The organism is Deltaproteobacteria bacterium (assembly GCA_021737785.1).
Taxonomy (GTDB): Bacteria; Desulfobacterota; DSM-4660; order Desulfatiglandales; family Desulfatiglandaceae; genus AUK324.
Genome location: JAIPDI010000001.1, coordinates 93,463 through 113,557 on the forward strand (window position 1 = coordinate 93,463; position 20,095 = coordinate 113,557).

At 55.0% G+C, this 20,095-nt stretch carries 17 protein-coding genes; 12 read left to right on the forward strand and 5 right to left on the reverse strand.

Annotation, left to right across the window (positions count from 1 at the left end):
• Nucleotide 1: 1 nt before the first annotated feature.
• The 4 genes from K9N21_00465 to K9N21_00480 all read left to right on the forward strand — a co-directional run bounded on the left by K9N21_00465 (nt 2) and on the right by K9N21_00480 (nt 4,639).
• Nucleotides 2-604 carry a hypothetical protein gene (locus K9N21_00465; GenBank protein MCF8142369.1) on the forward strand — a complete coding sequence of 201 codons (603 nt, stop codon included), beginning with the start codon at nt 2-4 and terminating at the stop codon, nt 602-604.
• Entirely contained in the window at nt 601-1,971 is a 1,371-nt protein-coding gene (locus tag K9N21_00470) for a TrkH family potassium uptake protein (GenBank protein MCF8142370.1), read from the forward strand. Before K9N21_00465 ends, K9N21_00470 begins: the two co-directional genes overlap by 4 nt.
• Nucleotides 1,972-2,018: 47 nt before the next feature.
• Nucleotides 2,019-2,675 carry a TrkA family potassium uptake protein gene (locus K9N21_00475; protein ID MCF8142371.1) on the forward strand — a complete coding sequence of 219 codons (657 nt, stop codon included), beginning with the start codon at nt 2,019-2,021 and terminating at the stop codon, nt 2,673-2,675.
• A 212-nt stretch (nt 2,676-2,887) separates the two neighbouring features.
• A complete protein-coding gene (locus tag K9N21_00480; protein ID MCF8142372.1) occupies nt 2,888-4,639 on the forward strand; it encodes a L,D-transpeptidase family protein in 1,752 nt (583 codons plus the stop codon).
• Nucleotides 4,640-4,669: 30 nt separating this feature from the next.
• On the opposite strand, the gene K9N21_00485 is transcribed toward K9N21_00480, so the two are convergent.
• Complete coding sequence (locus K9N21_00485; GenBank protein ID MCF8142373.1) at nt 4,670-5,227, reverse strand: DUF882 domain-containing protein; 558 nt, start codon at nt 5,225-5,227, stop codon at nt 4,670-4,672.
• A 356-nt stretch (nt 5,228-5,583) separates the two neighbouring features.
• Here K9N21_00485 and K9N21_00490 point away from each other — a divergent pair, with 356 nt between their 5' ends.
• Complete coding sequence (locus K9N21_00490) at nt 5,584-6,135, forward strand: HAD-IC family P-type ATPase (protein ID MCF8142374.1); 552 nt, start codon at nt 5,584-5,586, stop codon at nt 6,133-6,135.
• 55 nt (nt 6,136-6,190) lie between these two features.
• Here the strand turns inward: K9N21_00490 and glgP are convergent, their stop codons facing one another.
• The 4 genes from glgP to K9N21_00510 form a co-directional block, all read right to left on the reverse strand.
• Entirely contained in the window at nt 6,191-8,323 is a 2,133-nt protein-coding gene (gene glgP, locus K9N21_00495; GenBank protein MCF8142375.1) for an alpha-glucan family phosphorylase, read from the reverse strand.
• Nucleotides 8,324-8,343: 20 nt separating this feature from the next.
• On the reverse strand, nt 8,344-9,054 hold the full coding sequence (locus tag K9N21_00500; GenBank protein MCF8142376.1) for a CBS domain-containing protein: 711 nt from the start codon (nt 9,052-9,054) through the stop codon (nt 8,344-8,346).
• Nucleotides 9,051-9,530 carry a phosphate-starvation-inducible PsiE family protein gene (locus K9N21_00505; protein MCF8142377.1) on the reverse strand — a complete coding sequence of 160 codons (480 nt, stop codon included), beginning with the start codon at nt 9,528-9,530 and terminating at the stop codon, nt 9,051-9,053. Before K9N21_00505 ends, K9N21_00500 begins: the two co-directional genes overlap by 4 nt.
• Nucleotides 9,531-9,630: 100 nt before the next feature.
• A complete protein-coding gene (locus tag K9N21_00510; protein MCF8142378.1) occupies nt 9,631-10,530 on the reverse strand; it encodes a universal stress protein in 900 nt (299 codons plus the stop codon).
• Between the two features lie 762 nt (nt 10,531-11,292).
• Between K9N21_00510 and K9N21_00515 the strand changes: the two genes are divergently transcribed.
• The 7 genes from K9N21_00515 to K9N21_00545 all read left to right on the forward strand — a co-directional run bounded on the left by K9N21_00515 (nt 11,293) and on the right by K9N21_00545 (nt 19,915).
• Nucleotides 11,293-13,935: a cyclic nucleotide-binding protein gene (locus K9N21_00515; protein MCF8142379.1), complete on the forward strand. Its 2,643-nt coding sequence runs from the start codon at nt 11,293-11,295 to the stop codon at nt 13,933-13,935.
• A gap of 147 nt (nt 13,936-14,082) precedes the next feature.
• Nucleotides 14,083-14,550 carry a cyclic nucleotide-binding domain-containing protein gene (locus tag K9N21_00520; GenBank protein MCF8142380.1) on the forward strand — a complete coding sequence of 156 codons (468 nt, stop codon included), beginning with the start codon at nt 14,083-14,085 and terminating at the stop codon, nt 14,548-14,550.
• A 224-nt stretch (nt 14,551-14,774) separates the two neighbouring features.
• Entirely contained in the window at nt 14,775-16,568 is a 1,794-nt protein-coding gene (locus tag K9N21_00525; GenBank protein MCF8142381.1) for an FAD-dependent oxidoreductase, read from the forward strand.
• Nucleotides 16,569-16,588: 20 nt separating this feature from the next.
• The gene (locus K9N21_00530) at nt 16,589-16,987 is read left to right on the forward strand and encodes a hydrogenase iron-sulfur subunit (GenBank protein MCF8142382.1); all 399 of its coding nucleotides are present in this window, start codon (nt 16,589-16,591) and stop codon (nt 16,985-16,987) included.
• A 15-nt stretch (nt 16,988-17,002) separates the two neighbouring features.
• On the forward strand, nt 17,003-17,995 hold the full coding sequence (locus K9N21_00535) for an oxidoreductase (protein MCF8142383.1): 993 nt from the start codon (nt 17,003-17,005) through the stop codon (nt 17,993-17,995).
• Entirely contained in the window at nt 17,992-19,455 is a 1,464-nt protein-coding gene (locus K9N21_00540; GenBank protein MCF8142384.1) for a Ni/Fe hydrogenase subunit alpha, read from the forward strand. Before K9N21_00535 ends, K9N21_00540 begins: the two co-directional genes overlap by 4 nt.
• On the forward strand, nt 19,448-19,915 hold the full coding sequence (locus K9N21_00545) for a hydrogenase maturation protease (GenBank protein MCF8142385.1): 468 nt from the start codon (nt 19,448-19,450) through the stop codon (nt 19,913-19,915). The genes K9N21_00540 and K9N21_00545 overlap by 8 nt, the downstream gene beginning before the upstream one ends.
• Nucleotides 19,916-20,095 lie beyond the last annotated feature (180 nt).

Genomic DNA, 20,095 nt, shown 5'->3' on the forward strand with positions numbered 1-20,095 from the left:
GATGAAAAAAGAAGAGATCAAACCAACTGGAGCGGATACCGGGGGAAACCTCCGGTTCTTGCTATGCGACATCGCCGGCGGCATCGCTGGTCCGTCATGGCCCAAGGAAGAATGGGTTGCCAGCCCGATCCAATGCCTCGACAGGGCCGTTGACTGGAAACCTAAGATTATTGTGGTTTTATTTGGGCAGATGTCCATCCGGGAACGCGAAGCCCTCGTGGAATTGAGTACCGCGCTGAAACGAAACAGCCACACCAAACAGTGTCCCGTGCTGGTTCTCCTGCGTTCAAAACACCGCAAGTTGATTGAAGATCTGGAGAGAGCAAAAGCCGATTACGTGCGGTATATCGGTGAAGTCAAGCTGAATTCAAGTATAGTGCGGGAGATCATCGAAAATTTGGGATCAGAAGACCGTCTCCAGCGACACCTGGAGACGCTATGCCCTTTTCTGCATTACAGCAAGATCGATTCACAACGTGAGATGACGGTATGCGGGGCGTACCTGGACCGGATGTTCCTTGGAGGTCGTCGCCTTCACGAGCTGTGTCAAACCAAAGCCCACCTCCACTGTGAATACTATTTGAATCCGAGAGTGAAGAGATGATCTTTCGCAGTCGAATCCTCAAATTGCACCCGGCGACACTCGTGCTGAGCAGTTTTCTCTTGGCCATCACCGTGGGCGCGCTCCTGCTCAAAATACCGATTTCCACCCATCCCGGTCATATCCCCTGGGTGGATGCGCTGTTTACCGCCACTTCGGCCGTATGCGTCACCGGGCTGATTGTCGTGGATACGGGGAGTTATTTCACCCCGTTTGGGCAGGGTGTGATCCTGGCCCTCATCCAGATGGGTGGATTGGGGGTCATGACCATAGCGGTTCTGCTGTTTAAATGGATCGGCCGCAGCATCTCCTTTCGTCAGCGAATGGCCATGCAGGACCTGTTTGCCCATACGCCCCGGGAGGATATTCTCGGGCTGGTCAAGGGTGTTGTGGTGTTGACCATCACAGCGGAAGCCATCGGCGCTCTCTTGTTGACCATTCACTGGAGCAGGGAGTTTCCATTCCTGCGAGCGCTCTATACAGCCATCTTTCACTCGGTGTCGGCCTTCTGCAATGCCGGATTTTCCATTTTTCCCGACAGCATGATGCAATACAGCGACGACCTCCTTCTCAACATGACCATGTGCGGGTTGATTATCGGCGGGGGCATCGGATTCCCGGTTCTCCATGACCTGCGATCCTGGATCAAGTTTCGCAAACACCAGCGCCAGAGGCTTTCGATTCAAACCAAGACGGTGCTGCTGACCACCTTGATCCTGATCGTGTCCGGGGCCTTGATGTTTGCCTTCCTGGAGCGACAACCCCTTAGAGACGCGCCATCCTTTTCCCATCATATCCTGACCCCCATTTTCCAGTCCATCACCTGCCGAACCGCCGGTTTCAACACGGTGGATATTTCGCGCCTGAAAGAGGCCACGCTCGCAATGATGATTTTCCTGATGTTTTTCGGCGCATCGCCCGGCTCTTGCGGGGGAGGGGTCAAGACAACCACGCTGGCCCTCATCACCGTATTCATGGTGAGCCGGATCAGGAGAAGGCGGCGTGTCAATATCTTCAAAAAAAGCATTCCCGCAGAAACAGTGACCCGAAGCGTATCGCTGATTCTCGTTTCCATCGGAATCATCGCTTTGATTCTGTTTTTGATCCTTGTAGGCGACGCTGTGAGTGGTCGAGACGACCCTGCTCAGGCGGGATTTTTTCTCGCTTGTTTTTTTGAGACGGTATCGGCCTTTGGAACGGTGGGTTTGTCCATGGGTGTTACACCTCACCTGAGCACATGGGGCAAGTGCTTAATTGTATTAATGATGATTATCGGCAGGGTGGGGGTGCTCACCTTCTCTTACATTGTTTTGCGCACAGGGATCGCCAATGGGATCGAGCACGCCGAAGAGAACATGATGATCGGCTGAGAGGTAGCAGAGCATCCAGTATTCATCATCCAGACAGGAGCCTAAAAATGAAACGATTCGCGGTCATAGGGCTTGGCAATTTCGGTTTTCACGCGGCCAAGGCCCTGTATGAAGATGGAAACGAAGTCATCGCCATTGACCTCAACAAGGGGCGGGTACAGGCAGTCGACCCCCACTGCAGCGAGGCGATCGTCCTGGATGCCACGGACAAAGAGGCCTTGAAAACGCTCGGATTGGAAACCATGGATGGGGTGATTGTGTCCACAGGCACCAAAATCAGCAGCAGTATTCTGATCTGCCTCTATCTGCAGGAGATGGGGGTCAAAAAGATCCTTGTCAAGGCGTTGGACGAGGACCACGAAAAAATTCTGAAACGGGTGGGAGCGACGGATATCATCCATCCTGAAAGGGACATGGCCCTGCGAATATCCAGAGGCCTGTCCCGGCCGAATATGCTGGATTTTATCCCCCTTTCCGACGAGTTCGACCTTGTCCAGATCGGGCCGCCAAGAGACTTCATCGGAAAAAGTCTAAATGAGCTGAATCTGAGGGCCAAGTACAATGTCCACATCATCGCCATTCACGAGATTGTCCCGGAGAATTTCCGTCTTGTCCCTCCGGCAAACTTTGTGATCAAGGACAGCGACATCCTGATCATGCTGGGCAAATCCGAGGATATCAGGCGGATCAAGGCGTTGAAATGAAATTCGGGTTTACTCTTTATCACCCCTGACACCTGAAACCCGAAACCTGGCCGTGTGAACTGAAAAACATTCTGCCTGGGGCCGCCTTATTGCAGAACGCTGTCAAATCTGGTAACATCCGACGCTTCAAGCCGGTTCAAAGCGTTCGGCAGTCGCGCCCGGGACAGGAGACCCACGCTTCCGGCATTCCAACTCAAGGAAAGGGTCTATATATGCGTTCCCGACGGTTCTCTCTCGTTGGCCTACTCGGAGCCCTTGCATTCTACCTGCTGATGTTTACCCCAGGCGCCGCCCTCGCAATGGCCGACCGGGAGGAGGTTTCAAAGGCCATCAAAGGATATCTGGAGACGGCGGAAAGGCCCCAATCGTTCTGGATCGGGGGTGAGCCGGTTTATGCCGGGAAGGACCTCATGGAGTTCTACAGCCGGCGCGGATACGAGCCCATTTGGGTCTCTGAAAACGGTCCTACCGAAGCGGCCGGCGTACTTGTGGCGGCACTGGGAAAGGCCGAGCGTCACGGCTTGTCCAGCCTCGACTACCATTATGCCTGCCTTTCAGAATGGCTGAAAACCAAGGTTTCAGACCGGCCGGCCTCAACCAGGGCCATGGAACTGGCAGGATTGGAGATCGTCCTTTCGGACGCCTTCGTCAATTTCGGAAACCATCTGACCAACGGAAAAGTGGACCCTGTCACCATCTACCCTCAATGGTTGACCGAAAAGAAAAGGCCGGAGGTCTTTGAATTCCTGGCAGGGATTCAGACGGGCCAGGATGTTCGCGAGACCCTGGAGGCGCTGGCGCCCATCAGCCATGGCTATCTGGTTGCCATGGCTGAGGCAGGACGGTTACGGGAGGTAATCGCCTCGGGTGGTTGGCCCATCATCCGCCCGGGGAAAACCCTGCGAAAGGGTGACTGGTCTCCGAGGGTCACCCCGCTTAGAAAGCGGCTTTTCCTCGACGGCTGCCTCCCTGAGGCCGGCATGGAGAATGACCGGGTATCTCTTTTCGACCTGGATCTGGAAAAGGCGGTGGCTCAGTTTCAATCCCGGCGCGGGCTTTCACCGGACGGCGCGGTCGGGCGCAAGACGCTTGCCGCGCTTAATCGCTCCCCGGAAGATCTTCTCGAGACCGTCCTTGTCAACCTGGAACGATGGCGGTGGCTTCCGCGGGATCTTGGCAGGCGCCACATCATGATCAACTCCGCGGCATTTGCACTGGAAGCCTTTCAAGACAATCAAAAGATTTTGGAAATGGCCATCATTGTCGGCGAGGCATACACCCAGACGCCGGTATTCAGCCAGGATATGGCCTATCTGGTCATCAATCCCTATTGGAATGTTCCCCGTGGGGTTCTATCGAGAAAAATCCTCCCCAAGATCAAGAAAGATCCAGGCTACCTCTCCAAGAACCACTTCGAGTTAATCAAAGGCTGGAAGGAACCGGCTGCCCTTGTGGACCCTGCAACCGTTGACTGGTCAACGGTTCATGCCGCCAATTTTCCGGGCCGGCTTCGACAGAGGCCCGGACCCTGGAACGCCCTCGGGCGCATCAAATTTATTTTCCCAAACCGATTCAGCGTCTATCTTCACGACACCCCGGAACGTGACCTGTTCCAACGAACGATCCGCACCTTCAGCAGCGGTTGCATCCGGGTGGAAAAACCCATCGATCTGGCTTGTTTTGTTATGGAAAACAACCCCTCGTGGAGCCGAAGTCGGATAGACGATATCCTTGCGGGCGGCAAGAGCACGACCGTTCCTGTCCAGGACGCCGTAACCGTTCATCTGGCTTACTTGACCTTCTGGATGGGAGAAGAGGGGAAAACCCACTACCGGGGGGACATCTATGATCGGGACAGGGTGCTGTTGAAAGCCCTGCGTGCGGTTCCAGGAACCCGCTTAGCGAGACCTCCGAGGACCTTGCCCGAAGTGGACCCAAATGTTGCGGTGGAGCCTAAAGGGTAGTTTCGTGAAAAAAACTTGCGACGAGGGGGCCTACCAGCACCGAACGGGCCCAATATCCACGTGGACGAATTCCGAGTACAAACCCACCCCGCCCCCTTGAATCTGTTTCGCCTCCCGGCACAGACCCGTGAGGCTGACCCCCCTAATCTGAATGTCGGCCGCCATCCCTTTCAGGTGGTAACTCCTCTTGACCACCCCCCTTCCCTTGGACATCAGCAGTCGGTTGTATTCCGGCGATCGGTATCCTGAGATCAGATTCAGGGGACGTCTGCCTGCGCCCAGGCGTGTGTGGATCCGATCCATGAGCAGGAACAGGTCCGGATCAATGGGCTTCACCCGGTCGCTGTAATGGCATCGGAACAAATGATTCAGCCTCCACAGGGCATCCGGGATCCACTTCCCGTCGGCGTCCAGGTATCGGATGAGCAGGGACTCGTCGGTGTGGGTGTTGGTAACGGAAAGACGGCCCGAGATCTCCTCACGTTGGGTTCGGCTCTGGGCAGGGGATGCGGCCAGCCATGGGATGGTCAATGCCGTGGCGCCGCCAAACAACGCCTGTTTCAGAAAAGACCTTCGCGATATGGGCATGTCGATATACCGTTTCCTTACACTTCTGATGGGTGGTTGTGGGAGACCGGAGACCAATGATCGGCGACAGACGATGAGAAGTCCTTGTTTGGAAAAAGACCTTATGGGAATTCAGATTTCGGGTCAAGGAAAAAAGGTCAAAGGTCTTCATTACCTTGCATGCGGGTTATCTGGCATTCCTTATCGTTCAGGGTTAATCAGATCCTGTAATAGGAGCGACTGAGGTTCCTGACGTAAAAACAGCCTGCTGATTCACAGAAGCCAGATATGTTGTGACTGCTTTGTCCTTGACCCACGAGGTATTTTTCGTATAATGTGTCGATGTTAATTTATGTTAATATTAATTAGAGTAAATAATGAAGAAAGAAGATAAATCCCGTGTCTCATGGCATGCCCCGGAAACCGATCGCGTATTCGAGCAATTAACGACTGTGCCCGAGGGGCTGGCCCATGAGGACGCTCAAAGGCGCATGCTGGAATACGGGCCGAACCGTCTGCGGCCCAAGAAAAGGCGCAGTGCCTGGACTCTTTTTCTGAACCATTTCAAGGAGCTTCTCATTTACGTCTTATTGATCTCCGCAGGCGTCACCGCTGTTATTGGTCACTGGGTGGACGCAGGCATCATTCTTGGTGTGGTTATCCTGAATGCACTCATTGGGTTCATACAGGAGGGAAAGGCTGAAAAGGCCCTTGAGGCGATACGTGACCTGCTCTCGTCACAGGCCACTGTCATGCGCGGCGGAGAACGGGTCATTATTCCATCTGAGCAGTTGGTTCCGGGAGATATTGTCTTGATACAATCAGGCGACAAGGTCCCGGGAGATCTGCGGTTGTACAAAACGAAAAGTCTTCGTATCGATGAGGCCTCACTCACGGGCGAGTCGGTGCCTGAGATTCTTTTCACCTGAGTGCCTGTCAGCGCGGTTTGAGATCGGGCAAACGCGGATCGGGGCGACCTGTTTTTCAAAAAAATAGCGCAGTTTTTAGGGCGTTGCCATATAGATGGCCAACATAATCTCTTGCCATTCTGCGCGAGGAAAACTTCGGAAAAGTGCTGGTTATCGATTCCTTCATGATCTTGACCCAATTATGGGGGATGCCGTCCTCGGAAGTATCGTAAAACATTGGGACGACTTGCCTTTCAAGTATTTCATAGACAGCTTCCGCATCCTTCTTGTCGCGGTCTTCGGAAGGGGTATCCTCTCCAAAAGACCATCCGTTCTTGCCATTAAAACCCTCCGCCCACCAGCCATCCATAATGCTTAAGTTTGGCACCCCGTTCAGGGCGGCCTTCATTCCGCTGGTGCCGCAGGCCTCCATCGGCGGAATCGGATTATTTAACCAGACATCTACGCCATGTACCATATACTGGGCAAATTGCTCTCCGTAATCCTCCAAAAAAGCGATGCGCCCGCCCAGTTCAGGATCCCTTGCCGCATTATATACTCTTTGAAGAATCCGTTTGCCTTGATCGTCGGCTGGGTGCGCCTTGCCGGCAAAAACGAATTGGACGGGCTTCCATGGGTCACTTACAAGCCTTTTCAGTCGCTCGTAATCATAAAAGATCAAGTCCGATCGCTTGTATGCTGCAAATCGGCGAGCAAAGCCGACCGTCAGAACCGAAGGGGTCAGCATGGTTCCGCCTGTCAAGATAATAGAAGGATTTCCTTTATCCTCAGCCCATCGACCGCGTGAACGTTCACGAATAACATTGAACAATTTCATCTTCAACCAACAATGCGTTTTCCATAGTTCGTCATCCGGGATATCCAAAACAGCATGCCAGCATCTGGCATCTTCATGCTTCAGCAGCCAATCCGTTCCCAGGTATTTATTGAAAAGCAGCTCCATCTTTGGCTCGATCCATGTCGGGACGTGAACACCATTCGTCACATATTCAATCGGTATTGCATCCTCCGGCATACTCGGCCAAAGATTCCTCCACATTTTACGTGCCACTTCCAAATGCTTTCTGCTGACGGCATTGCGATAACCGGACATCCTCAGCGACAATGCCGTCATATTGAAACCGGCCCCAGGTTCTTCAGGATGAAGCCCGAGGCTCAAAAAACTGTCCCGGTCCAAGCCCAGGTCGGGCCAGTAAGATCCGAAATACTTTTCAATCAGGTGAAAAGGAAAAACATCATGTCCGGCCGGGACAGGGGTATGGGTGGTAAATATGGTTGTATCCCGGATGTCCCTCGCCGCTCGGTCAAAGTCCGCGCCTGCATTCACACGATCTCTGATCCGCTCCAGAATGGCAAAGGCGGGATGGCCTTCATTCAGATGGAGCACAGAGTGCCTGATCCCGAGGCTCTCAAGCACTTCGGATCCGCCGATGCCGAGAACGATTTCCTGCCTCAGCCGCTGTTCCACGTCTCCCACATAAAGGTGGCTTGATATGATGCGGTTCCATGGGTCATTGAGTTCATGATCCGTATCCAGAAGATAGAGAGGAATACGGCCTACTTCGATTTTCCAAACCTTGACAAATATGGGAGGATCGATCAGCGGAACCGTGACAACCAGTTCCTGACCGTTCGGTTGAAAAACTCTGGAGATGGAAGCGGCTTCCCTGTCAAAATGCTCGACGTGGCTCTCCTGCCATCCGTCTTCACGGATCTTCTGACGGAAGTATCCCTGCAGATACATGAAACCGACGGCGATGAGAGGAATACTGAGATCGCTGCACTCCTTTAGAAAATCTCCTGCCAGAAAGCCTAAACCTCCGGCATAAAAGGGCAGAGAGTGATGAAGCCCGTACTCGGCGGAAAAATATGCAATCGACCGGTCGTCCGGAAGATAGACGTCCCTCAGCAAGTCACATTCCCTCCGCCCCAGCTCTTCTCGAAACCGGTCCATGACCAGATCATAGTCCCTTATGAAATCGGTATTTGTCGCTGCCGATTCGAGCAATTCAATGGGAATCTGCTTCAGCACCTTATCAGGATTATGACCGCTTTCTTTCCAGGTCCGTCGATCAAGGCTTTTAAAAAGCATCCTCGCCGACGGGTGCCAGCTCCACCACAAGTTCTCAGCCAGATCTCCGAGTCCGGCAATCCTGTTGGGGAGATGGGGGAACTGGTTCTTTCCCATGGCGTTGCAGGCGGTTTCATTCATCCGATGTGCCTTTCCGTCATGGGCGGTTCATATTCCCCGTAGAAATCCGTTTTGTTCTCGCCCAAGTCCGCCACATACAGCAGTTTTCCCAATTTCTGAAGATCTTTTGTCATCTCTGAAAGTTTTGTACGGTCGCATTTGCACAAACGCAAATAGACATGACGAAAACGTTCCACCTCCTTGAACGTGCTCATCATGCCAAGGATCCTGCACCCATAACCACGGACGATTTCCTCTACTTCGGCGACTGATCCGGGACGGTTGACGAGTTTAAGTGCCACCTGAAGACCTTTTTCGCGCAGTCCGCTCAACGAAATCAGCACTCTCAGGATGTCCTGCCTTTCAATAATACCCTTGAGCCTTCCTTCACCATCTACAACGGACACTCCGCCGATTGCCTTGTCCAGTAGGATATCAGCCGCTTCCTCTATCGTGCGATCTTCCAGCACCTTTTCCGGGTTATGGTCCATCCGCGCACTCACTTTAATTTCAGGAATCACGCTGAGCATATCATGAATTTTAAGGGAAGGGGCCTCGGAAACAATCGCCTGTTTGAGGTCGTTAACAGAAATGGTTCCAACCAGATTATGCCCATTGACCACAGGCAGCCAATTGCTGCCGTTTACCTTCATCCGTTTTGCGGCTTCGAGAAGCGTAGCGTCATGAGCAATCGATATGGGTTTGCGCATCCAATTTCTTACGATCATTTTGAGGCCCCCTCTTTTAGGTTTTCTTGTGTGTCCCTTTTCCTCAGCAGCCAGTACGTGACGCCCAATGAGAGAATTACAGCCCCTGATGCGTAGATGTAATTCGGACTCAGTTCCTTATAGTCAAAGACAATCACCTTACGGGCAATCGCCATAAGTGCCGTCGCTACGACCAGCCTTACATGAATCACGTCTTCCCTGAGATAGAGGGTGATGTTCAAGAATATCTCTATTGCGATCAATACAACCAAAATGGCGCCAAATAAATGTAAGATATCAGGCACTTTCAATACAAGAAACGGAGGATCTCTCAGCCTCTTGACAAAAACCCATACCACGTCAAATATGGCCCACAAGATGATAAGCAACATCAGTAAGGCCAAAACTTTTACACCCCAACGGATCACATTGTTGAGCAATCGAATATAGGGATCCTTGTCGTATTCAGACAAGCTGGAGTATTCTTCATCTTTCATGCCTGGTACTCCTTTGCGTCACTTAAGGATGCAACCTTCAGGATGGTTGCCCCCCACTCAACCACCCCTGAATTGTCGCTCGCTGAATGATTTCCGTATTTCAGTTGACGATCCATAAAGTCAAACCTTTGGCCTGGTACGCCACCTTGTTCGTCACGCGTCCAATGAAAAATTCTTCCACCTTCGATAAGCCTCTACGCCCCATTGCGATGGTGCCGTAGTTTCCGGATCTCGCTTCTCGAACGAGAGCGCCGGACCGGCTTTCCTCTCCGAATAAAATTTCCGTCTCTACGTTTTCTATTGGAAATCCATATTCAGCGAAGACCGCTTTTGCCGCCTCGAATTGCTGTTCCATCTCCTTTTGTACAACTTTCTCCAGGGCTTCTTCGTTACTTCTGACCACGTGCAGCAATTTCACGTGAAATTGGCTTTCCCGAAGTGCGATGGCGACAAAACGAACAACCCGCATCGCATTTTCAGAGCCGTCAAATCCCACGATGGTCTTCCCGGGGGCGGCCTCCTTCCCTACCAGCATCAAGGGTGTGCTATGAAGTTTTTCCATGAGTTTCATGGAAACGCTCCCAAGCACCGTTTCCTTCAACTGGCCCATCCCCCTGCGACCCACGGCAACAGCGTCATACCCCCTCGTAGATACATTAAGAATGTCCCGGGCGATTCCCTTTTCTCTTTTTTTGATTTTTAACGTCACCGCCTTTTCTGAAAACCCCTTGTCAACCAGGAGTTGTTTGGCAGTATTCATTTGCTTTTCAAGTTCGCGCTTTTGTTGTATTTCCCATGCAACGATTTCGCCGAGTCTGGACCGATATTGCTGCTCCCAACCCAATTCCCGATATGCCTGAGGCACTTCATCGAAGACGTTCAGAAGCACGAGTTCACATCTTTTGAATGACGGGATGTTGCCGAGATATTTGACAACTGCCATCGCGCGATCCGACCCATCCAGCCCGACCAGGATTTTGCCAAGTTGCTTCTTCGTCATATCGCTTTCTCCTTTCATGTTTCTTAAATGCTCCGATGCTACTGCGAGCAACCGATCCCTGCTTGTTGAAAGGATTTCCTGCGGCCGTTTGCCGGCCATTTTCCCCTAAAAAATGGTTAATCTAAATGATTATGCCAGAACTCTTGTTGCATTTCTTATAAGCATCCTATAACATTATTTATCGATTGTTATCAATAAAATATCATTTCATTCATAATAGTTATAGAGATCTGCCGAGGAATACAATCGATTTTGGTGACCATGAGGCCAAAAAACGGCAGCTCTGATTCTTCAGTCCCTAATCAAGAGCCCGGAACCTTTGGAAACGTCTATTTCCATCTCCATGCCCGGCATTGTCGTGCACCCGGTTTCGGGGGCACCCAACTGATCGGGTACAGGCCATCTCTACCTGTTTCAGTAATGATAAGGTGGAAGCCGTCTACAAAGACGACTTCCTGACCATTAAACTCAAAAAGACGGCCAAGAGCACGGCGAAGAAGATTGAAATCAAGACGTGATTGAGTTGCACCCAAAGGTATGGGGGGTCGAGCAGAGAAAGTCATATGATTTTCTCTGCTCATTTTTTCCGCGCATGCAACTCAAAAGCCAGCGTCGTTGAAGGCTGAGGAACTTTAAATGCATATCAACGCCTATCGCATGAAGAGACCAGAGATCATTTCCGCCGTTCGGTAGGCAGAGAGAACAGGGCGTGTTCTGAATGCGTGCGCGGAATGCCTGCAACATCGGGGTAAAAACAGGGCAATGTTCAGACTCCTTTGGAAATGGCTGAATGTCTACGAAGATGAGGCGGCGCTTTTTCTTTGGGCGGCCTTCCTCCTCTTCATCATCCACGTGGGGAATATTCTTTTCACCAACACCGCGGAGACGGCCTTTCTCAAACGCTACGGAGTTCAGTATCTCCCTGTCATGTACATGATCAATGCGGCGGTCACCTTTTTTGTCATGGGGATGCTCACCGGCGCCATGGCCCGTATGCCGGACAGCCGGCTCCTGTCGTATATGCTGGTGGGGAGCGGGGGACTGGTGGGGGCACTCAGGTTTACGATCCCCCTGGGCCACGACATCATCTATCCGGTTCTGTTCCTCTTGAAGTCCCAGCTTGAGGTCCTCCTGGCCGTGGTCTTCTGGAACATGGCCAATGATCTCTTGACCACCCGTCAATCCAAGCGGCTCTTTCCGCTCTTGACCGCAGGAGGGGTGATCGGCGCCATCTTGGGAAGCTTTGCCACGTCGCCCCTGGCCCGACTTGTTCGCATGGACAACCTGCTCCTGGCCTATTTGGCCATCTCCTTGATAGGAGCGGCCGTGGCCCGTCTCATGGGACACCTCTATCCCACGTTGCTGGTGCAGGACCCGGCGGCCGTGAAAAACGGAAAGGCGGCCAGCCGCAGCAACATGATTCAAGAGTTCAAGAAGATCCTCCCCTTGGTGAAAGAATCCACCCTGGTTCGGGTCCTCATCGCCCTGTCCCTCATGGCCAACATCGTGATTACCATCATCAATTACCAGTTCAATTTCGCCGTGAATGCAAGCTTCGCCACCGAAGTCGGAATGATCCACTTCTTTGCGGTATTCAGGGGGTTCCTCAACATCATCAGCCTGGTGCTCCTTCTTTTTGTTGGGAGGCTCTATGGCAGATGGGGCCTTCCCGTTGCCCTCATGATCCACCCCTTCAACTACGTCATCGCCTTTCTGGCCCTCCTCTTCCGATTTGACATCTATTCGGCCATGTATGCCCGGATATCCACCAATGTCCTTCGGACTACCATCAACGCCCCGGCCATGGCCGTGTTGATGGGGCTGTTTCACTCCTCCCAACGGGCCGTGGTCAGGCCCTTCCTTCGCGGAACCGTGGTCCGGATCGGTACCCTGGTGGGATCCGGGCTGATTTTGCTCCTGGGGGGCGTGTTTCATCCCAGGTATCTTTCCATCATTGCGCTTTTCTGTATGGGGATATGGCTGGCCTATGACGTCATCCTTAAACAGCAGTATCCCAACATCCTTCTGAACCTCATCTCCCGGAAACTACTCGACCTGAAGTCCCTGGAGCAAAAGGAAATCGTTCAGGTCTTCAAAGACAAAAGAATGCAGGCACGGTTGCGCGACCTGTTTCTATCCTCCCGGGGAAAAGACGCCCTGTGGTACGGCGCGCTCCTGAGAAACCAGGATATACCTGATGTTGACAATGTCCTCCTGACCGTGCTGAAGCGGGAGGACGACCAGATCCGGATTGGTCTCTTGGACCTCCTGTCGGATCGGGCAGGGAGCGCGGCCATCCCCATCTTCAGGGAACTGGCAGATCCCGGCAGGCCCTATCTGATGGTGGCCATGGCAAAGGCGGCCCGCCGGTTCCCCCCTCAAGTCAGCCGGGACTTCTACAACGAGCTCTTCAACACCGTTCAAGAGCCGGAAGCAAGGGGCTATGCCCTGGCCGGCCTCTATGACGAGGCCCCCAACCGGTACCAAGAGATCATTCGATCGTTTCTTTATTCGAACATGCCCGAGGAAAGGTGGGCCGGCGTGATCGCGGCCGGTGAGTCCGGGAATGAAGCGTTTGCAGATACCCTTCGGGAGAGGCTCGGTGCAGAAGCGGATCAGAGGACCCTCTGCGCCCTCTTTCGGGCGCTTCGCCAGTTGAAAAACGCCCGGCTCAACAGCATCGTATCTCCCTATCTCTCCCATTCATCGGAGACGATCCGGATGGGGGCACTCGAGGCCTTCGAGATCCAGGGTGACGAGGACCTTCGCAGGGTTATCGGCCTTATGGGAGACCCTGTCCCGGAAATCGGCGCAAGGGCCATGGAAATGATCCAAGCCAGCGCCTATCAAAACCCCGCGGTCCTGGTGAAATCCCTCAATATCCCCAGCCGTAAGGTGAGAGAGGGGCTTTTCCGCGTCCTTGAAACGCTCGATATCAAGGCCCTTGATGTCTACCGGTTCGCCCGGACACAGCTCAAAAAGGCCTATTCCTGCCTCCTCGAAAAAGAGGCCCTGAAGGCGCTTCTTGAGAGCCCGGAGCGGGACCTGCTCATGGATCACTTGATCCAGGAGGGAAAGACCAGAATCGAAAACGTCCTTCGCGTCCTTTCCATTCAGGACACCTCGGGCCGAATCCGGGTCATATGGAGAGGCCTTTCTTCCTCTGACGCGCGGCAGCGATCCAATGGCATCGAGGCCTTGACCCATGTGGCGGACAGGGCCCTCACGACGATCCTGATACCGGTCGTGGAGGACCTGCGGCTGGCAGAAAAACTGAAAGCCGGTAGAAAGACCTTCGCGTTCCCGGAATTCAGAGAAAAGCCATCCTTGATGGCCCATCTCATGGCAAAAGGCGACTGGGTGACCAGTCAGTTGGCCCTGTCTTTGGCGGCAAAAAGGGTGTGAAGGGATGGATCCAAAAGCCCTTACAGCCCTTGCGGCCTCTGAAAATCCGTGGGTCAGCAAGAGCGCGCTCAGGTGTCTGCATGCCTCAAATCCTGAAAGAGGCGTCAAGCCAACCGACCAACCGATGAAATCGATCCGGGTCTACGGATGCTCCATCTCAAAAAAGTCGGCATCTTCCAGGGACTCTCTGTGGGTGAACTTGCCGCTATCGGGATCATGTGCAAGGTGGTATCATACGGAGCAGAGGAGGTCGTGATCCGTGAGGGCGAACCAGGGGATACCCTGTATCTCATTTTTGAGGGAGACGTCTCTGTGATCAAGGGGGAAGGTCTGGAAAAGTGCAGCGAGATTGCTGTCATGACCGCCGGGGACTACTTTGGGGAGATGGCGTTAATCGATGACGCGCCCCGGTCGGCAACTGTAAAAACCAAAACCAAGGCCCGTTTCATGATCCTGACCAAGCGCGACTTTGGCCGCATCGCACGCGAACACCCCCCCCATCGGCCTCAACATCTGCAAGGCGCTGAGCCGAAGGATACGAGACCTGCACGGAAAGCTTGGGCAACCGGAAAAAGTGTCCGGCGAAGGTCAGGAGACCAAGTGCCCGCTCGATAATCCGTCTTGACAACCGGAGAACCCCTGATATACCATTCCCGGTCAATGACCCTGACGATCCAAAACCCAAATCATTCCGCACAGGGAGCCCCCGGTAACAGCACAAACAGACATGGCTTCACGGGCGGGCTCGGAATCTAATCGTGATGTTATTCCAGGTCACCCTTTTCAGGGGAGCTCGCTCAAAAGACCCGCCCTTGGTTCAAACTTAAGGAGAAGGGATTATGTGGAACACCGTGAGCAAAGGCGCGTCAGCGGTGGAACCGGCAGTCAAGCAGTACCTCCCCCCCTGCCAGGAGCAATGTCCCATCAACGAAGACATCCAGCGGACCAACGTCCTGATTTCCCTCCTCCCCAAGGACCCTGCGAAGGCTGCTCCGGGCATTCTCCAGATCGGAGACTATCTCTACGAAAAGAACCCCTTCTTTGCGGTTTGCGGCTATGTCTGCGGCCTCTGTGAACTGGAATGCAACTACCACGCCAAGGGCGGCGCCATCAAGAGAAGGCTTCTCAAACGCTTCATCTCCGACACGTATATACCTTATCTCGAGACGCGGGACGAATGGAGCCTGATCAAGCACAAGGAGAATGTGGCTATCGTGGGCGGAGGCCCGGCAGGGCTCATGGCCGGCTATGAGCTCAGCAGGCGCGGATACCGCGTGACCATCTTCGAGGCATCGGATCGCCTTGGGGGGGCCCTCTGGCTCATCCCCCGCTACAGGCTGCCGGAACGGGTGCTGATGTCCACGCTGGAGGGCCTGGTACGGATGGTCGGCATGGACGTCAAATACAACACGCGGATCGGTCAGGGGAAGTGGACCCTGGACAGGCTGCAAAACGAGGGATTCAAGGCCGTCTTCATTGCGCAGGGGACTCCCACCCCCCGGACCCTGACCTTTGGGGGGGAACAGGTGGAAGGCCAAGACCTTTCGGGCGTCATGTACGGCCATACCTTTCTGTATGAGGTCAGTCACGGCAACATCCGCCCCGATTATTTCAAGGGCAAAAAGATCCTGGTGATCGGTGGCGGAAACGTGGCCTTTGACGTGGCAAGAACGGCCCGAAGACTGGGTGGGGAGACCACGGTTGTGGCCCTCGAATGCGAGGACAAGACCTCCCACAACGGCATCCCTGCGGACGTGGAGGAGATCCGAGGGGCCTGGGAGGAGGGGATCCGGATTGTCTATTCGAGAGGCGTTCAGCGAATCATCGGCGAGGGAGAGCGCATGAAGCGGATCGAATGCCCTAAGTGTCTTCGGGTCTACGACGAAAAGGGCTTCGACCCAAAGTTCGATCCGGAGGACACGATGGTCTTGGATGGGGATGTCCTCATCGTCACGGTGGGTCAGGGCCCGGATTGGACGGCCCTTCAGCGCGAAGGCCTCGTGGACGAACACGGAAGGCTGGCCGTGGACCCCTTGACCCTACAGAGCCGGAACAAGGACTGGGTCTTTGTGGGAGGCGACCTCCTCAAGATCGGATTCATGGTGGAGGCCATGCAGGATGGACTGACGGCCGCTGAATCCATCGAACGTCATCTTCAGGATCGTGATATGACCGAGGGAAGAAAGCGCCTTTTCGAGGTCCAGGACATCCCCCTGAGGCGGCATTACTTGTCCGAGCCCGAGGTCGTCTGGATTCCCCCTGAAAAACGGATGCACTTCCAGCTATTCGAGCGGGGGTTCACCCTGAAGGAGGCCATCGAGGAGGCCCATCGCTGTCTTGCCTGCGGTCCCTGCATTGCCTGCAAGGCCTGCGTGTCCATCGGGCTCAGGGAGTTCCTTAACCCGGTGGAGGTCCTGACGGATCGTTGCTGCGGGTGCGGCATCTGCGTGTCGGCCTGTTTCTACAGCGCCATCCAGCTCAAGGACGTGGAGATGGGACGCATCTCCATTACAGACCCTTTCAAGTGCAAGTCCTGCGGGATGTGTGTGTCGGCCTGTCCTTCGGATGCCAGGGAACTTAAAGACGATCCCCTGGAGGGGATGCTGCAAACAACCTACGGCCGGCTATCGTGACCAGCGCAAGGAGCGACCCGATGGGCTACGACCCGAAACTCGTATGTTTTTCGTGCAAGTTCGGCTGGGGGTATCTCATGGATCTGAATGCCCTGAGAGAGGAGGCGGCCTTCCTCACTCCTGTGGAGTGCAGCGGGAGGCTGGATGCACTTCACCTGCTCAAGGCGTTCAAGGAGGGGGCGGACGGAATCCTGATCCTTGCCTGCGAGGAAGGGCATTGCCACTTCCAGGAAGGAAACTTCCGAACCCTCAAGATGCTGTATCTCTTGAGAGATGTTCTCCAGGCACACGGCATCGAAAAAGAAAGGGTGAGAATTGAGTTTTCCCTGGATCCGGAAGGCCGAAAGATCCGGGAGCGCATCGCCCGAATGAAGGAATCTCTCTCAGCGCTGGGTCCCGTGAACAGGACCTTGCTGTAGGGGCAGGAGGTCGGAATGGGAGAAAAACCAAAGGTTGCCATCTGCTGGCTCGGGGCCTGCGGAGGCTGCGATGAGGCCATTGTCGATCTGAACGAGGGCCTGCTGGATGTGGCCGAGGCCGTTTCCATTGAACTCTGGCCCGTGGCCATGGACTTCAAGTATGATCATCTGGCGGCCTTCGGGAAAGACGACATCGCGGTGGGACTTGTGAGCGGCCATGTGAGGAACTCCGAACATGAGGAGGTGGCGCATCTCTTGAGGGACCGATGCAGAATCGTCATTGCGCTTGGAACCTGCGCCTGCTTCGGGGGAACCCCAGGCCTTGCCAATCTCTTTCCCAGAGAGGAGATCCTCGATGCGGTCTATTTGAAGTCCCCCGGTGTGGTCAATCCGGATGGGCGGATCCCGCAGGTTGAGACCCTGTGGGAAGGAGAGATCCTCCACCTCCCCGCGTTCTTCGATCATGTCTACGCCCTGAATCAGGTTGTTGATGTGGATTTTTACATTCCGGGATGCCCGCCCCCTTCGGAGCTCATCCGGAACGGGGTCCGGGCCGTCCTGACAGATGATCTGCCGCCAAAGGGGTCCACCCTCGCCCCGCGTAAAGCCCTCTGTGAAACCTGCCCCAGGAACAAGACCAAGCCGATGCGATTGGAAATCCACGGGCCCATCCGGCGCATCCATGAGGTGGAGGCAGACCCGGAGATCTGCTTCCTGGCAGAGGGGATCCTGTGCATGGGCCCTGCCACCCGGACCGGGTGCGGCGAGACCTGCATCCGCACCAATACCCCCTGTCGGGGCTGCTTCGGACCTGTTCCCGGCGTCGCCGATCCAGGCTCCCGGTTTATCTCATCCCTCGCCGCGCTCCTCAAGGTCGGGACCGCAGGGGATCCCGATACTGTCATGGCCTCCATCGGCGACCCGGTGGGGTATCTCTACCGGTTTACCCACCCCATATCCACCCTGGGGGTGAGACGCTTGAGCAAACCAACAAAGGAGATCCCATGACCCAGAGGATCACTATCAATCCCGTAACAAGGATCGAGGGACACGGAAGGATCGAGATTTTTCTGGACGATCAGGGGGAAGTCCGGGACGCCTTCTGGCAGGTTGTTGAGCTGAGGGGCTTCGAGAGGTTTTGCGTGGGAAGGCCTGCGGAAGAGATGACGCGGATCGCCCCCAATATCTGCGGGGTCTGCCCCTCGGCCCATCACATGGCTGCGACAAAGGCACTGGACGCCCTCTACAGCGTCGAGCCCACTCCCACCGCAAGGCTCCTGCGTGAACTGGAATTCAATGCATTTTTTATTGAAGACCATTTCATCCATTTCTTCTTCCTCGCCGCCCCTGACTTCATCCTGGGACCGGACGCCGACCCATCGGAGCGAAACATCCTCGGGGTGATCGGGAAGGTGGGAAAAGAGATCGGATTGAAGGTCATTGACATCCGGAAGCGGAACCGCGACATCATCCGGCTCCTCTTCGGCAAGGCCCCCCATCCTGAGGGCGGGCTCCCCGGGGGCGTGCCGCGGGGGATTGCCGAGGAGGATCGAAAAGGCCTCATCGCCACGGCCGATGACTCGGTGGCCTTGGCCCTTTTTGCCCTCGATCTGTTCAAAAAGGAGGTCCTTGGGCAAAAGGCCTTGAAGGACCTCATCCTCAGCGAGGCCTATGCCCTCAAGGCCTATTCCATGGCCCTTGTGGATGGAAACGATTGCGTGACCTTCTACGACGGGACCGTCAAGGTCGTCGCGCCCGATGGAAAGGAGTTTGTGCGGTTTCATCCTAGGGACTATCTGGCGCATATCGCGGAATGGGTGGAGCCGTGGACCACGGTCAAGTTCTGCTTTCTGAGGCAATTGGGCTGGAAGGGACTGGTGGAAGGGGAGGAGACTTCCCTGTACCGGGTGGCCCCTCTGGCCAGACTTAATGTAGCGGGCGGCATGGCGACCCCCCTCGCTCAAAAGGAGTACGAGTTCTTTTTCGATACCCTCGGAGGGAGACCTGCACCCCATACCCTGGCCATGCACTGGGCAAGGCTCATCTGCGCGCTTCAGGCCGCAGAGCGTAACCGGGACATCGTGAGGGATCCCCTGCTGACAAGCAGGGACCTCCGAAACATGGACCTCAAGCTGGTACGCACAGGCGTAGGCTGCGTGGAGGCCCCCCGAGGGACCCTTTTCCACCATTATGAGACAGATGAACGGGGCATCCTGACACGGGTCAACCTCATTGTGGCAACCCAGAACAACGCAGGCCCCATCTGCCTCTCCGTCAAGAAGGCGGCTAAGGCCTTTGTTCGGGGGCCGGAGGTGAAGGAGGGGTTCCTCAACAGGGTGGAGATGGCCTTCCGCGCCTATGACCCCTGCCTGGCCTGCGCGACGCACTCCCTTCCCGGAAGGATCCCCTTTGTGGTGAACCTGAGAGACCCTTCCGGAGAGATCATCCGGACCCTTGGGCGTGAATGAGACCTGGGAAGGTCTGATCATCATCGGCATGGGGAATCCCCTTCTCTCCGATGACGGGGTAGGCCTCCATGCGGCGAGGGCACTGGGGAGATCCTTTCCCGGCGCTGCGGTGCATATGACGCCGATGGTGGGGATGGACATCCTCGAACTCATTGTGGATTACGACAGCCTGTGCCTCGTGGATGCCATGACCACCGGAGAGTTCCCGCTCGGGGCCGTAAGCCGTTTTCGTCCCACCGGACAGGGTCTTCATCTCTCCTCTTCTCACGGCCCGGACCTGGAGGGCCTCCTTTCTCTGGGGAAGACTCTGGGCCTGAACATCCCCCGAGTCATCCTGACCTACGGCATCGAAATCGGCAGGGAAATCCCCTATGGGGAGGAGCTCACTCCGGAACTCCAAAAATGTTTCAACGGCGCAGTCGCAAAAATCGCAGCGGATATGCGCACCACCCTCTGTTAAGAGGCGCTCCGTAGGCCCGGAAACCGGAGGCGGCGGGAAGACTGGCACGCGGCGTGGCCCACGACTTCAACAATCTCCTGTCCGTGATCCCGGGCTATGGGGAGATGGCGCTGGAAGATCTCCGGGCGGATTATCCCCGCATCGCTTGACGCATATTCGCGATGCAGGGAACAGGGTCGG

Coding starts and splice junctions, on each gene's coding strand:
- glgP (MCF8142375.1), bottom strand. CDS start 8,323: ATGGGAAAGAACCAGTTCCCCCATCTCCCCAACAGGATTGCCGGACTC.
- K9N21_00480 (MCF8142372.1), top strand. CDS start 2,888: ATGCGTTCCCGACGGTTCTCTCTCGTTGGCCTACTCGGAGCCCTTGCA.
- K9N21_00485 (MCF8142373.1), bottom strand. CDS start 5,227: ATGCCCATATCGCGAAGGTCTTTTCTGAAACAGGCGTTGTTTGGCGGC.
- K9N21_00535 (MCF8142383.1), top strand. CDS start 17,003: ATGGGAGAAAAACCAAAGGTTGCCATCTGCTGGCTCGGGGCCTGCGGA.
- K9N21_00525 (MCF8142381.1), top strand. CDS start 14,775: ATGTGGAACACCGTGAGCAAAGGCGCGTCAGCGGTGGAACCGGCAGTC.
- K9N21_00530 (MCF8142382.1), top strand. CDS start 16,589: ATGGGCTACGACCCGAAACTCGTATGTTTTTCGTGCAAGTTCGGCTGG.
- K9N21_00510 (MCF8142378.1), bottom strand. CDS start 10,530: ATGACGAAGAAGCAACTTGGCAAAATCCTGGTCGGGCTGGATGGGTCG.
- K9N21_00520 (MCF8142380.1), top strand. CDS start 14,083: ATGCTCCATCTCAAAAAAGTCGGCATCTTCCAGGGACTCTCTGTGGGT.
- K9N21_00465 (MCF8142369.1), top strand. CDS start 2: ATGAAAAAAGAAGAGATCAAACCAACTGGAGCGGATACCGGGGGAAAC.
- K9N21_00470 (MCF8142370.1), top strand. CDS start 601: ATGATCTTTCGCAGTCGAATCCTCAAATTGCACCCGGCGACACTCGTG.
- K9N21_00490 (MCF8142374.1), top strand. CDS start 5,584: ATGAAGAAAGAAGATAAATCCCGTGTCTCATGGCATGCCCCGGAAACC.
- K9N21_00475 (MCF8142371.1), top strand. CDS start 2,019: ATGAAACGATTCGCGGTCATAGGGCTTGGCAATTTCGGTTTTCACGCG.
- K9N21_00500 (MCF8142376.1), bottom strand. CDS start 9,054: ATGATCGTAAGAAATTGGATGCGCAAACCCATATCGATTGCTCATGAC.
- K9N21_00540 (MCF8142384.1), top strand. CDS start 17,992: ATGACCCAGAGGATCACTATCAATCCCGTAACAAGGATCGAGGGACAC.
- K9N21_00505 (MCF8142377.1), bottom strand. CDS start 9,530: ATGAAAGATGAAGAATACTCCAGCTTGTCTGAATACGACAAGGATCCC.
- K9N21_00515 (MCF8142379.1), top strand. CDS start 11,293: ATGTTCAGACTCCTTTGGAAATGGCTGAATGTCTACGAAGATGAGGCG.